A 12,917-nucleotide genomic window follows, 5' to 3' on the forward strand; every position below is an offset into this window, starting at 1 on the left:
GTGGGGGCGCCCAAGATGGAGGCATGACGACGCGCACCTACCCGCACGGCGTGCCGTGCTGGGTCGACCTGGAGACGCAGGACGTCGACGCGGCGCTCGCGTTCTACGGCCCGCTGTTCGGGTGGGCGTTCACGGAGAAGCTGCCGCCGGGCCTGCCCGGCCGGTACGTGGTCGCGTCGCTCGACGGCACGGACGCGACCGCCGTTGCCGCGATCGCCACCCCGGACCCCGGCTGGGACGGCGAGATCGGCTGGCACACGTACCTCGCGGTCGACGACATCGAGGGAGCGGCCGCCCGGGTGCCCGAGCTCGGCGGCGTCCTGAGCTCACCGCCCGAGCAGGTGGGCCCGCCCGGCCAGGCCGCCGGGTGGATGGCCCGGATCGTCGACCCCGAGGGCGCGCCGAGCCGCCTGTGGCAGGCGGGCACCCGTCCCGGGGCGCAGCGGGTCAACGAGGCCGGCACCTGGAACTTCAGCAACCTGCTGACGCCTGACGTCGACGGCGCGATGGCGTTCTACGGCCCGCTGCTCGGCTGGGCCCTGAGCCCCGACCTGGGGGCCGGCATGGCGCGCGTGCCCGGGTACGGCGACCACCTGGCCCGCACCGTCGACCCGAGCATCCACGAACGCCAGGCGCTCGTCCCGCCCGGGTTCGCCGACGTCGTCGCCGGCGTGCTGCCGGGAGAGGGCCCGGCGCACTGGTCGGTGGTCTTCGCCGTCGCCGACCGGGACGCGTCCGCCGCGGCGGCCGAGCGTGGGGGCGCGACGATCCTGGAGACCACCGACACGGAATGGACCCGTGAGGCGCGGGTGCACGACCCCCTCGGGGCCGAGCTCGTGCTCTCGCAGTTCGCCCCGCCGCAGGAGCTCCTCGACGCCGAGGCCGCCGCGTCCGCGGGCTGACTCTCAGGGCCGGCGCGCCTGCACCCACAGGACAGGCGTGTCCATGAACGTCGCGCGCCTCGCCTCGCGCGCGTCCGCCAGTCCCGCGTCCGTGAGCAGGCGCTCGATGCCGCCGTCCGCGTTGTCCTCGCGGTGCTGATGCTGCCCGATCTCGTGGCGGTGCCGCGACCCGTGCCCGTGGACCCGGCCGTGGGCGTCGCCGTGCCCGTCGTGCCCGTGGTCGTGCGGCGCGTCGAGGTCGGCGATCGTGACGAGCCCGCCCGGGCGCAGCACCCGCACCAGCTCCGCGGCGAAGCGCCGCTTCTCGTCCATCGGCACGTGGTGCAGCGCCAGCGACGACACCACGTGGTCCTGGCTGGAGTCCGCCGCCGGGAGCCGGTCGGCGAACCCGCGCACGAGGGTGACGTCCCCGCGGCGTCCGAACCCGCGCCGCCGGGCCTTGCGCGCCGCGCGCCGCAGCGCCGCGCCGTCGGGGTCCAGCCCGGTCGCGACGACGTCCGGCGTGGCCCGTAGGACGGCGAGCAGCAGGTTGCCGGTCCCGCACCCGACGTCGAGCACGTGCTGCCCCGGGGAGATCCCGGCCAGCTCGACCGTCGTGCGGTGCAGGCGGTCCGCGCGGCGCAGCCGGCTCTGGACGTCGTACCAGGGCATCAGCCAGGCGCGGCTCATCCCGGGCAGGTACGCCCGGTCGGCCTCGTCCGCGCGGACGTCGTCGAACAGGCGCACGCCCCGCGCGGGACCCGTCGGGGAGTTGTCCGTCATGCCCGCACGCTACGCCCGCTGCTGCCGAACATGTGGTTGATCCGGGAATGGGGCCGCCATTCCCGGATCAACCACATGCTCGGCACCGAAGGAGGGCATGCTCGGCAGAAGCGGTGGACCGCCGTCCCGGGCTGGACGAGGAAGGGCGTCCGTACGATGGCGGCATGCCCGACGCCGGTCCGCCCCCGCCCAGCACCGCCTACCTCGAGCACGTCGCCGCCGAGACCGACGTGCGGCGGCGTGCCGTCGAGGGCGTGCGAGCGCCCGACGAGCTGTTCGCCGGTGCGCCGGACGGTCTGCGCGACGTCGTGGACCGCGCCGTCGAGGGCCTCGGGCCGGAGCTCACCGAGATCGTCACGACGCTGCACGCGCACCCGGAGACGGCGTTCGAGGAGCACGACAGCGCCCGCCTGCTCACCGACGTGCTCGCGCGGCACGGCGTCCGGGCCGAGGCCGGCGCGTTCGACGTCGGGACGGCGTTCCGCGCCGAGATCGGCGGAGACGGCCCGACCGTCGCGATCTGCGCCGAGTACGACGCCCTGCCGGAGATCGGCCACGCGTGCGGGCACAACGTCATCGCCGCCGCCGGGGTGGGCGCCTTCCTCGCGCTGCAGCCGGCGCTCGCCGCCGCCGGCGCGCCGGCCGGCCGCGTGGTGCTCCTCGGCACGCCCGCCGAGGAGGGGCACAGCGGCAAGGAGGTGCTGGCGCGCCGCGGGGCGTTCGACGACGTCGACGCCGCGATCATGGTGCACCCGTACCCGGCGGACGTCGCCGACCAGGTGTGGCTCGGTCGCAGGCTCCTGACCTGGACGTTCACCGGCCGGTCGGCGCACGCGTCGGCCCAGCCGTTCATGGGTCGCAACGCGCTGGACGCCGCGACCCTCGCCTACCAGGGCATCGGCCTGCTGCGCCAGCAGATGCCGCCGTCCGACCGCGTGCACGCCACGATCATGGAGGGCGGCACCCGGCCCAGCGTCATCACCGAGCGCGCCGTGGTGCGTCTCTACGCGCGGTCCAAGTACCCGGACACCCTCAAGGACCTGTCGCGCCGGCTCGACGACCTCGCCCGCGGCGCCGCCCTCATGACCGGCACCGAGGTGCGGATCGACTGGGACGACGGCGCGCACCCGTCGCTCCCGGTGCGCACGAACCAGGCGCTGACCCGTCGCTGGGTGGCGGCCCAGCGGCGGCGGGGGAGGGACGTGCTGCCCGGCGGCGTCGTGTCCGAGACGCTGGCGGCGTCCACCGACTTCGGCAACGTCAGCTTCCGCGTTCCCGGCATGCACCCGCTCATCCAGGTCTCGGACCCGGGGGTCGCGCTCCACACGCCCGGGTTCGCCGCGGCCGCCGGCGGCCCGCGGGCCGTGACCGCCGCCGACGACGGCGCCGCCGGCCTGGCGCTCACCGCGTTGGACTACCTGTGCGACCCCGGCCTGCGGGACGCCGTCGCCGCCGAGTTCGCCGCCGCCGGTGGACCGATCGACGTGCCGGCATACTTCGACTGACGCCGAACGGGCGGTCGACGTCGCCATGGTCGCGAAGCTCGCCGTCCGCGACGTCGACCGCCTGCTCGGCCCGTGCCGGAGGCCCTCGTCATGCCGGCTGCGTGGCCCCGGCCGCCTCCGGCGCGGACCGGTCGGCGATCCGCCGCGCGCGGGTCGGGTCGCCCATGGCGCGGGGGTACGTGACGAGGCCCGGCCGGCGCGCCTCCCAGACCATCTGCTGGACGGTGCTCCAGCAGACCAGCTCCTTGAGCCGTCCGCCGGCCCGGCCCCGCAGGACGGAGCCCTTGGCGACGTCGTCCCGGTGCGAGAACTGGAAGACACCCACCCGGCGGCCCAGGCTGAGGCACTGGCCGAGGAAGCCCACGGCCACCGGCGCCGGCGCGGTGCCCGCCAGGCGGCTCAGCACCGTGTCGGCGGCGAAGCCGCCGAGCTGGCCGGCGGCCTGGCAGCTCATCCGGAACGGCAGGTCCGACGGCGCCGCCGAGTCGCCCGCCGCGACGATCCGGTCGTCGTCCACGCTGGTCAGCGTCTCGTCGGTGAGCAGGCGACCTACGGCGTCGGTGGTCAGCCCGCTGCGGCGCGCGAGGTCCGGCACCCCGAACCCCGCGGTCCAGACGGTGACGCCGCTGGGCAGGTCGCGCCCGTCGGCGAGCACCACGGCGTCGGCCGTGACCTCGGTGACCAGGGAGCCCGGGCCCGCCACGACGTCGACGCCCAGGCGGGCGAGCTGCTCCGCCACGATCCGGCGGCCCTTCGGGTGCAGATACGGTCCGAGGTCGCCGCCACACACGAGCCGCACCGACCGGCCCCGCTCCGCGAGCTCGGCTGCCGTCTCGATGCCGGTCGGGCCTGCCCCGACGACGGTCACCACGGCCGCACGCCCCGCACCGTCCAGCACCGGGGCGAGGCGCTCGGCCTCCTCCAGGCTCGCGAGCGGGAACGCGTGCTCCGCCGCCCCGGGGACGCTCGGGTCCGCGCTGCCGCTGCCGACGGCGTAGACCAGGTGGTCGTAGCCGAGCGTGCCGCCCGACGCCAGCGCCAGGGTGCGCCCGGCGGCGTCGATCCGCTCGACGGCGTCCACCACCAGCCGCACCCGGTCGGCCAGCAAGCCGCGCAGGTCGACGACCGCGTCGTGCGTGCCCGCGACCCGCTGGTGCAGGCGGATCCGCTCGACGAACACCGGCCGCGGGTTCACCAGGGTCACCGCGACGTCGTCCCGCTTGGTCATCCGGTTGGCCGCCAACACGCCGGCGTACCCGCCGCCGACCACCACGACCTGCGTTGCGTCCGACATCATGCCTCCTCGTTCCGTGGGTTCGTCATGCCGACGAGGCGGGGACGCGATGCGTGACGGGCCCCGAGCGGGCGGCCCGGGGGAGCGTCGCCGTCCCCGTGGTCGTGACGACCAGCAGCAGGACGCCGGCCACGAGGGCCAGACGCATCCCGGAGGAGAACCCGGCCGGTCCGGCGACGAGCGCCCCGAAGACCGCCACGCCCATCGCGCTGCCGACCTGCCGGGCCGAGCTGAGGATCCCGCCGGCGAGGCCCGACCGCTCGGCGGGGACGGCATCGAGCACCGCGGACGTCAGCGCGGGGACTGCCAGCCCGGCCCCGACGCCGACCGGGACCGTGGCCAGCAGCAGGAGGGCGGTGGAGGATCCGGCGCCGGTGACCAGCAGCGCGACGAGACCGGACGCCAGGACGACCTGCCCCACGACGAGCGGCATCCGTGGCCCGAACCGGGCGCCGAGGCGCCCACCGAGCACGTTGACCCCCGTGACCAGGCCGGTCATCGGCAGGAACATCAGGCCCGTGACCAGCGCCGACGCGCCGCGCTCGACCTGGAAGCCGAGGGTGAGGACGAAGACGACCCCGTAGAAGACGAGGTTGAGCGCGAAGCCGATGACGGTGGGCACGGCGATGCCGCGCGCCAGGACGAGCCGCGGCGGGACGGCCGGGTGCGGCGAGCGCAGCTCGGCGGCGACGAACGCGGCCCCGGCGCAGACGGCCACTGCGGCGCACAGGAGCGTGACCGGGGCCGTGACGCCGTGCGCCCCGCCCTCGATCACGGCGGCGACCAGGGCGCACAGGGCGACGACCGCCGTGACCTGGCCCGGCAGGTCGAGCGGTGCAGGGCGGCCCGGCGTGCGGGGCGCGGCGCGCAGCCCGGCGAGCGCCGCCACACCCAGAGGCACGTTCACGAAGAAGACCGCGCGCCACCCCAGCGTCGCGGTCAGGACGCCACCGGCGACCGGACCCGCCGCCGCGGCGGCGCCGCCCGCCGCCGTCCACAGGGCGACCCCGCGGCCGCGGCGCACCGGGTCGGGGTAGGCCCGGCGGACCAGGGACAGCGACGCGGGCAACATGAGCGCCGCCGCGCACCCCTGGACGACCCTGGCCGCGATCAGCGCGCCTCCCGACGGTGCCAGCCCGCAGGCCGCCGACGCCGCGACGAAGCCCGCCATCCCGACGGCCATGGCGCGGCTCGCTCCGGCCCGGTCCACCACCGCGCCCGCCGTCAGCAGCAGCCCGGCGAACAGCACGGCGTACGCGTCGACGATCCACGGGAGCCCGGCCGCGTCGACACCCAAGCGGCCCGCGATGGTCGGCAGCGCCACGTTGACGACGTTGACGTCCAGGGTGATGAGGAAGAACGCGAGACAGGCGACCGCCACGACGGTGCGGGCCCCGCGCTGCGGGGCCTCGGACCGAGCGGGGCGGTCCCGCCGTGCGTCGGTGGGCATGGACACGAAGGCCTCCGGTGCGGGTACGGGTCCTGACGGTCGCCGGCGCGGCCGGTCAGGCGTCGAAATCGGTCGAGCGTGTGAGGCCCTCCCAGGCGGCCAGCTCCTTGCGCAGGCCCTCCAGGTGCGCCCCGACGGCGTCGGCGGCGTCGCTCCCCAGCGGCAGCCGCAACGGGGTGTCGGGCGCCTCGAGCGCGGTGAGGATGGCGTCGGCGGCCTTGGCGGGGTCGCCGGGCTGTGCGCCGTCACTGTCGGACAGGCCGGCCCGGACAGGGCCGACGGACTCGTCGTAGGCCGGCAGCGCCTCGGACCGCATCAGCGCGCCCGCGCCCGCGAACCCCGTGCGGAACGCGCCCGGCTCGACGATCAGGACCTTGATCCCCAGGGGCGCGACCTCGGCCGCGAGCGCCTCCGACAGCCCCTCCAGGGCGAACTTCGTCGCGCAGTAGGCCCCGACTCCCGCGAAGGCGAACCGGCCGCCCATGCTCGTCAGCTGGACGACGGCGCCCGACCGGCGCTCGCGCATGTGCGGCAGGACCGCGCGGGTGAGGGCCGCCGGTCCGAAGAAGTGCAGGTCCATGAGCTGGCGCAGCTCGGCGTCGGTGGCCTCCTCGACGGCGCCGACCATGCCACGGCCGGCGTTGTTGACGAGGACGTCGATCCGTCCGTGGCGTGCGACCACGTCGCGCACGACCTCCTCGGCGGCGGTGGTGTCGGCGACGTCCAGGCGGATCGCCTCGACCTGGTCGGGGTGGGCGGCGACCAGGTCGTCGAGGCCCGCCGGGCGCCGGGCAGCGCCGACGACGACGTCGCCCGCGGCGACCGCCGCCTCGGCGATGGCGCGGCCGAAGCCGCTCGTGGCGCCGGTGATCAGCCAGACCTTGTGCATGACGTGCGTCCTCTCCTCGGGCCCCACCCGGGCGGTCGGGCCGTGCACCAGCAGGCTGCCGCGCATCGCCGGAGGACGTCCAAGACCTGGTGTGATAACCGTTGGACATGGATGTGCACGGTAGGGATCTCCGGTACTTCGTCGCCGTGGCCGACGAGCTGCACTTCACGCGCGCCGCCGAGCGCCTGTACGTCTCCCAGCCCGCGCTGAGCAAGCAGATCCGGATGCTGGAGTCCCGGCTCGGCGCGCCGCTGTTCGAACGGGACCGGCGCGAGGTGCGGCTGACCGCCGTGGGCGAGGCGCTCCTGCCGCACGCCCGGCAGGTCCTCGACGCGTGGTCCGTCGCCCTCGACGCGACCGAGCGGGCCAAGGCGGAGCAGGAGGCCACCCTCGTGGTGGGGATGAGCACCAGCCCCGGACGCGGCGGACTGCTGCCGGCGATCCGCTCACGCTTCAGCGCGCGACGGCCGGCGGTCACCGTCCGGCTGCGCCAGGTGGGATGGGACGACGCCACCGCCGGGCTCGCCGACGGCAGCAGCGACGCGGCGTTCGCCTGGCTGCCGCTCCCGGACTCCGACCGGTTCCGCTGGGTGGTCGTCGCCGAGGAGCCCCGCCACGTCGGGATGCCCGAGACGCACCCCCTGGCACGTCGCGAGAGCGTGGAGTTCGCCGACCTGATGGACGAGCCGTTCCTCGCCCTGCCGCGGACCGCGGGCCCGCTCCGCGACTACTGGCTCGCCCTCGACGCCCGCGACGGCCGGCCGCCGCGCGTCGGGGCGGAGGTCGCCAGCACCGAGGAGACCTACGAGGCGCTCGTCGACGGTCGCGGCGTCTGCCTTCTGGCCGCGGGCAACGCGCCGCTCATCAGCCTCGGCGGCGTCGTCACCCGCCCGGTCCGCGGCATCGAACCGAGCCGGTTCGCCCTCGCCTGGCGCGCGGGCGAGCGCCGTCCCCTCGTGCTGGACTACGCCCGCGCCTGTGCGGACGCCGCGGGGACGAGCATGTCCTGACGAGACGGCAGCGGACGCACGACGACGCCCGGCCACGAGGAGCGGCCGGGCGTCGTCGGGGCTCCGCCTCATGCGGCGGTGGTGACCTCGATGCGCTGCGGCGTCGTGCCGGCGAAGACGCCGGCCACGGTGACGGTCAGGACGCCCGCGTCGTAGGACGCGGTGACGGCGTCGCCGTCCACGGCCTTGGGCAGGGTGACGACGCGGCGGAAGGCGCCGAAGCGGACCTCCGAGATGCGTCGGCCCTCGGCCTCGGCGTCGCGCTGGTCCTTGCGCTCGCCGCGCACGACGAGCCGGCGGCCCTCGACCTCGACGGTGACGTCCTCGGCCGGGTCGACGCCCGGCAGGTCGAGGCGGGCGACGAGGTCCTCGCCGTCGCGGTAGACGTCCGCGGCGGGCACGGGGCGCTGGTCGGCCGGCGTGACGGCACGCGGGGTCCACAGGTCGCGGAACCAGGCGTCGGCGAACGGGGTGCGGGTCAGGGTGGTGGTCATGCTGTCCTCCTGTGGGTGAGTACTGCTGACCGGTACAACTTGAGCCACCCCGACTCAATTTCCGGGTTCGCCGTGGGCGGACGTCGTGCCCGCGCCTCAGCCGACGACCTGGATCACGCCGGTGACCACGAGCGCGGTGAACGTCGTCCACCCGACGATCGCGACCGCCTGCCAGACGAGGACGCGGCCCTTGCCGACGCCGGAGGCGGCGAGCATCGTGGCCGTGACCTGGGTGGGCAGCAGCAGGGGGCCGAGCAGGCTCACGCCCGGCACTCCGTAGCGCTCGTAAGCCTGCTGGAACTTCGCTCTGCGCGCGCTCTTCCTGCTGTCCTCGGGGCGCTCGTCGCCGACCGGCCCGGCGCCGTCGACCGGCGCGTGCGAGCCGGACGCGCCGCCGACCGTGACGGGCTCCCGCGCCTCGGTCCTCGCCTGGCGGCGCGTCAAGACGGCCTGGTGGGCGCCGGAGCCGAGCAGGACGAGCGCGGCCACGCACAGGAAGTTGCCCACCACCGCGGCGACGCCGGCGAGAACCGGGTCGATGCCGCCGATGACGCCGATCGCCACGGCCCCCTCGCCCTCGACGAAGGGGATCGCGCCCGCCGCGGCGACGACGACCGGCTGCACGAGGTCGGGGACCTGCGCCACGACGTTCTGGATGGTGTCGACGACGGTCATGCGGTGCTCCTGTCCGTGGGGCACGAGGGGCTCTCCCGGTGCTGACCCCAGTCCACCGTGCGGGCGGGCGGCGCGGAAGTGTGCCCTGTCACCGCTTTCCGTCGCTCTCGCACGGTGCAGCCGTGACAGGTGTCATGCCCCCGGCGGGCGGCGACCCTCACCGCTCGGCAGTCGGCTGCTCCTCCTCGGCCGGTGGCGCGGCCGGTGACGACACCGGGGAGACGTCCCTGTTGCGACGGAGCCCGGCGACCTTCGGGCGCCCGCGGCCGCTCTCCTGCTTGGCGAGGACACCGGCGAACTGCGCCTCGATCGCGGCACGGCGTTCCGCGCTCAACGCCTTGATCAGGGCGAACATCATGAGGAACACGAGGGCGAAGATGGGGAGCCCGATGACGGTGATCACCTGCTGCAGGGCGGCGAGCCCGTCCCTGCCGGTGAGCCCGCCGAGGATGATCAGCGACGCGGCCAGCGCCCCCTCGCTGACCCCCCAGAACACGCGCTGCCGCACGGGGCCGGCGTCGGGCGTCCCGACGCACAGCATGTCCACCACCAGGGACGCGGAGTCGGACGAGGTGGCGAAGAAGAGCGCCACCACGATGACGGCGATGCCGGAGATCAGCGTGGCGGCCGGGAAGCTGTCGAAGAAGGCGAACATGGCCAGCGCCTCGCTCTCGGCGACCGCCTCCGAGAGGGCGCCCCCGGAACCACCGATGCCGTCGAGCTCCATCGCTGACCAGCCGAAGATGGCGAACCACACGGCCGTGAACAGGGAGGGGGCGACGAGCACCCCGGCGACGAACTGGCGGATCGTGCGGCCCTGCGAGATCCGCGCGAGGAACACGCCCATGAACGGCGCCCACGTGACGGTCCACGCCCAGTAGAAGACTGTCCAGCTGCCCTGCCAGCCCCAGCCGTCGTCCTTGGTGAACGGCGACATCGCGTCGTTCCACAGCGCGAGGCCCACGAGGTCCTGCAGGTAGACGCCGATCGACTGCGGGATCTGCCGCAGCAGGAACACGGTGTCCCCGCTGACCAGCACGAAGAGCATGAGCCCGACGGCCATGAGGATGTTGAGGTTCGACAGCCGCTTCACGCCCTTGTCGAGCCCGGCGACGATCGACGAGACCGCGACGGTGGTCAGCACGGTGATCACGCCGACCTGCAGCCACGTGCCGTTCTCGACCGAGGGGAACAGCGCGTTGATTCCCGCGCCGACCTGCGACGTCCCCAGCCCCAGCGACACGGCCAGCCCGAACAGGGTGCCCAGCACCGCGAACACGTCGATGGTCTTGCCGATCGGCCCGTGGATCCGCTCCTTGAGGAACGGGTAGAACACGGAGCTGACCCGCAGCGGTAGCTTGTACCGGTAGACGAAGTAGCCGAACGCCAGCCCGGGCAGCGTGAAGATCGCCCACGTGTGCAGGCTCAGGTGGTAGAGCGAGATGGACATGGCGTTCGAGGCGGCCTCGGCCGTGTACGGCTCCACGCCCGCGATCGGCGGCTCGGCGAAGTGCGACATCGGCTCCGCGACGCCCCAGAACATCAGGACCGTGCCGATGCCGCCCGCGAACAGCATCGCGAACCAGGAGAGGTTGCCGTACGCGGGGCGGGAGTCGTCGTCGCCCAGGCGCAGGTGCCCGTACCGGCTGAACGCGACCCAGACCAGGAAGATCAGCCAGATCGTCACGCCGCCGATGAAGAACCAGCCGAGGTTGGTGACGATCCACTCCCGGCCCTGGCCGAACGCATCACCGATCGGGGTGGGGAAGACCAGCAGCACGATCAGGAACAGCACCATCAGCGCGGCCGAGACGAAGAAGATCGTCGGGTCCGTCCGCAGTCCCAGTCGTCGTGCCAGAGCGTCGAGCCGTTTCTCCGCCATCGCAACCCCCTCGTCGCTGCTCGCGCCGGGCCGGCCGGCGCGCGGTCCCGACCACCATCGCCAGGGGAGCGGTGGAAGTCCAGGAACCGCGCGGGTGCGCCGTCGCTGGGTGCGGCCTCTGATGGTGTGGTGGTTCGTGCGCGCAGCCGCCGCGAGGCCGGTACCGCGGCGGCTAATAATGCGCATTATGGCGTTGACCTGCGACGACGGTCCTCCGGAGACTGCCAGGGCCGGGGGAGTCCCGGCCCTCGACGGCGAGGACGCCGTCGGGTCGACCGACGGAGGTCATCGTGAATCCACGCAGACGGACCGGAAGACGTGTCGTGGCCCTGGCGACGTCGCTGGTGCTCGCCCTGGCAGGGGCGTCGGCGCTGGCGACGCCCGCGGGAGCCGCCGACGACGGCGGGCGGCTCCCGGAGCTCGAGTTCGCGGGTCGTGTCATCGACAAGGACGAGATGGACTACAACCCGACGGACGAGTTCATCTTCCCGAGCGTCTTCCACGCCGGTGAGCACCTCGCCGACCCGCTCGGCGAGTGGTACCTGTACTACGCCCCGCACGACGCGCCCGGCGGGATCTCGCTCATGTACGCGGACTCGCTGGACGGGCCGTGGACGGAGTACGCCGCCAACCCGGTCATCTCCAACGAGTGGCCGCCGTACTACGACCACGTGTCCCACGTGTCGTCGCCGGACGCCGTCTGGGACGACGCGACGGGCGAGATGCGTCTCTACTTCCACGGGGAGAACTCGACGACCCGCTGGGCGACGTCGGGCGACGGCGTCACGTTCGACGACTCGGGCGTCGCGGTGACCAACGCGGACGGCGGCCCCGGGACGACGGAGACGTCGTACGCCCGCGTGTTCCCGCACCCCGACCCCGACTCGCCGTACCGGTGGGCCATGTTCTCCATGCAGAACCGCACCGACGACATCCGCCGGATCATGATGTCGGAGTCCGTGGACGGCAAGAGCTGGGAGATGCGCCCCGATCCCGTCGTGGTTCCCGATGCGGAGACCGGGCGGAACGTCTCCGGCGGCAACCTGCTGACCTGGCGCGGGCGGCACTACATCACCTACCACGGCTCGTCGGGCGTCACGTATGCCCGAGAGGTCGACCGCACCGTCACGGAGATCGGTCCGCAGCGGGTGCTGCACCGGTCGTCGGGCATCGGGGACGACGTCGGCCGCGTGGCCGCGCCGGAGTTCGTCACGGACCGCGGCCGCACGTACATGTTCTACGAGTCGGGCGACCGGCTCGGCGCCACCATCGCGTACGCCACCGTGGAGCGCCCGAGCCCGCCGGACCCCGACCCGCTGCGCGAGCGCCGCAGCGGTCCCGGCTCGGACGAGTTCGACGGCGACGGCCTCGACGCCGACCTGTGGGGCGTCGTGAACCCGGACGGCGCCCGGCACGAGGTCGCCGGCGGCGCGCTGACGATCCCGACGTACGCCACCGGCGTGGCGGGCGCGGCGTTCCCGGTGCAGGCGGTCCCGCAGGGCCCGTGGGAGGTCACGACGCAGGTGGAGGTCGACCCGCGCGAGAAGTACCAGCAGGCCGGCCTGATCCTCCACACGGCGGGGGACACGTACGCCAAGCTCGACCACGGCTACGGCAGCGCCGGCGAGCGCCTGTCGTTCATCTGGCGGCAGGACGGCTCGGAGCGCAACGGCCCCGCCGACTCGACGACCCTGGCCGCGGACGTCGCGGGCCCGCTCTGGCTCCGGCTGACGAGCGACGGCACGTCGGTGCGGGCGTCGGCGTCGGTGGACGGCCAGGCGTTCTTCCCGGTGGGGCGGCCCGTCCCGCTGGCGGAGCTCGCCCCCACGGGTGTCGGGCTGTCCGCGCTGCGCGGCGCGACGTCGGCCCCGGAGATCATCGCGACGTTCGACTGGTTCCGCTGGACGCCGGAGCACGGACCGGCCGCGGCACCGAGGGGCGGTACCGTGTCCGCACCGTGATCCCCAGACCTGTGGATCATGCGTAACGAGAGGCCCTCAGCCGCGGAATCCTGCGGCTGAGGGCCTCTTCGTGGACGCGATAATAATGCGCAT

At 74.4% G+C, this 12,917-nt stretch carries 11 protein-coding genes; 4 read left to right on the plus strand and 7 right to left on the minus strand.

All coding sequences use genetic code 11. The features are described 5' to 3' along the window. Positions 1 to 23 precede the first annotated feature (23 nt). Positions 24 to 902, plus strand: coding sequence for a VOC family protein (locus EYB28_RS02900; RefSeq protein WP_166844694.1), 879 nt, complete (start codon positions 24 to 26; stop codon positions 900 to 902). A 3-nt stretch (positions 903 to 905) separates the two neighbouring features. On the opposite strand, the gene EYB28_RS02905 is transcribed toward EYB28_RS02900, so the two are convergent. Next, entirely contained in the window at positions 906 to 1,664 is a 759-nt protein-coding gene (locus tag EYB28_RS02905) for a class I SAM-dependent methyltransferase (RefSeq protein WP_166844696.1), read from the minus strand. A gap of 164 nt (positions 1,665 to 1,828) precedes the next feature. Between EYB28_RS02905 and EYB28_RS02910 the strand changes: the two genes are divergently transcribed. Beyond that, positions 1,829 to 3,169, plus strand: coding sequence for a M20 family metallopeptidase (locus tag EYB28_RS02910; RefSeq protein ID WP_166844698.1), 1,341 nt, complete (start codon positions 1,829 to 1,831; stop codon positions 3,167 to 3,169). A gap of 88 nt (positions 3,170 to 3,257) precedes the next feature. On the opposite strand, the gene EYB28_RS02915 is transcribed toward EYB28_RS02910, so the two are convergent. The 3 genes from EYB28_RS02915 to EYB28_RS02925 are packed head-to-tail and all read right to left on the minus strand — an operon-like array spanning position 3,258 to position 6,868. Continuing rightward, positions 3,258 to 4,466: an NAD(P)/FAD-dependent oxidoreductase gene (locus EYB28_RS02915; protein ID WP_240930363.1), complete on the minus strand. Its 1,209-nt coding sequence runs from the start codon at positions 4,464 to 4,466 to the stop codon at positions 3,258 to 3,260. A gap of 22 nt (positions 4,467 to 4,488) precedes the next feature. After that, entirely contained in the window at positions 4,489 to 5,913 is a 1,425-nt protein-coding gene (locus EYB28_RS02920; RefSeq protein WP_166851593.1) for an MFS transporter, read from the minus strand. A gap of 55 nt (positions 5,914 to 5,968) precedes the next feature. After that, positions 5,969 to 6,868, minus strand: a complete 900-nt coding sequence (locus EYB28_RS02925; RefSeq protein ID WP_205710826.1) for an oxidoreductase — start codon at positions 6,866 to 6,868, stop codon at positions 5,969 to 5,971. 41 nt (positions 6,869 to 6,909) lie between these two features. On the opposite strand from EYB28_RS02925, the gene EYB28_RS02930 reads away from it, so the two are divergent. Further along, entirely contained in the window at positions 6,910 to 7,812 is a 903-nt protein-coding gene (locus tag EYB28_RS02930; protein ID WP_166844700.1) for a LysR family transcriptional regulator, read from the plus strand. 68 nt (positions 7,813 to 7,880) lie between these two features. Here EYB28_RS02930 and EYB28_RS02935 read toward each other — a convergent pair whose 3' ends face one another. The 3 genes from EYB28_RS02935 to EYB28_RS02945 all read right to left on the minus strand — a co-directional run bounded on the left by EYB28_RS02935 (position 7,881) and on the right by EYB28_RS02945 (position 10,863). Continuing rightward, the gene (locus EYB28_RS02935) at positions 7,881 to 8,306 is read right to left on the minus strand and encodes an Hsp20/alpha crystallin family protein (RefSeq protein ID WP_166844702.1); all 426 of its coding nucleotides are present in this window, start codon (positions 8,304 to 8,306) and stop codon (positions 7,881 to 7,883) included. A gap of 96 nt (positions 8,307 to 8,402) precedes the next feature. Then, entirely contained in the window at positions 8,403 to 8,981 is a 579-nt protein-coding gene (locus EYB28_RS02940; RefSeq protein WP_166844703.1) for a small multidrug efflux protein, read from the minus strand. Between the two features lie 157 nt (positions 8,982 to 9,138). Then, positions 9,139 to 10,863, minus strand: a complete 1,725-nt coding sequence (locus tag EYB28_RS02945) for a BCCT family transporter (protein ID WP_205710827.1) — start codon at positions 10,861 to 10,863, stop codon at positions 9,139 to 9,141. Between the two features lie 323 nt (positions 10,864 to 11,186). Here EYB28_RS02945 and EYB28_RS02950 point away from each other — a divergent pair, with 323 nt between their 5' ends. After that, the gene (locus EYB28_RS02950) at positions 11,187 to 12,824 is read left to right on the plus strand and encodes a DUF1349 domain-containing protein (RefSeq protein ID WP_166844705.1); all 1,638 of its coding nucleotides are present in this window, start codon (positions 11,187 to 11,189) and stop codon (positions 12,822 to 12,824) included. The last annotated feature ends 93 nt before the right edge of the window (positions 12,825 to 12,917 follow it).

The sequence above is a fragment of the Isoptericola sp. BMS4 genome (assembly GCF_011634835.1).
In the GTDB taxonomy this organism is placed as follows: Bacteria; Actinomycetota; Actinomycetes; order Actinomycetales; family Cellulomonadaceae; genus Isoptericola.

Coding starts and splice junctions, on each gene's coding strand:
- EYB28_RS02900 (WP_166844694.1), top strand. CDS start 24: ATGACGACGCGCACCTACCCGCACGGCGTGCCGTGCTGGGTCGACCTG.
- EYB28_RS02905 (WP_166844696.1), bottom strand. CDS start 1,664: ATGACGGACAACTCCCCGACGGGTCCCGCGCGGGGCGTGCGCCTGTTC.
- EYB28_RS02910 (WP_166844698.1), top strand. CDS start 1,829: ATGCCCGACGCCGGTCCGCCCCCGCCCAGCACCGCCTACCTCGAGCAC.
- EYB28_RS02915 (WP_240930363.1), bottom strand. CDS start 4,466: ATGATGTCGGACGCAACGCAGGTCGTGGTGGTCGGCGGCGGGTACGCC.
- EYB28_RS02920 (WP_166851593.1), bottom strand. CDS start 5,913: ATGCCCACCGACGCACGGCGGGACCGCCCCGCTCGGTCCGAGGCCCCG.
- EYB28_RS02925 (WP_205710826.1), bottom strand. CDS start 6,868: ATGCGCGGCAGCCTGCTGGTGCACGGCCCGACCGCCCGGGTGGGGCCC.
- EYB28_RS02930 (WP_166844700.1), top strand. CDS start 6,910: ATGGATGTGCACGGTAGGGATCTCCGGTACTTCGTCGCCGTGGCCGAC.
- EYB28_RS02935 (WP_166844702.1), bottom strand. CDS start 8,306: ATGACCACCACCCTGACCCGCACCCCGTTCGCCGACGCCTGGTTCCGC.
- EYB28_RS02940 (WP_166844703.1), bottom strand. CDS start 8,981: ATGACCGTCGTCGACACCATCCAGAACGTCGTGGCGCAGGTCCCCGAC.
- EYB28_RS02945 (WP_205710827.1), bottom strand. CDS start 10,863: ATGGCGGAGAAACGGCTCGACGCTCTGGCACGACGACTGGGACTGCGG.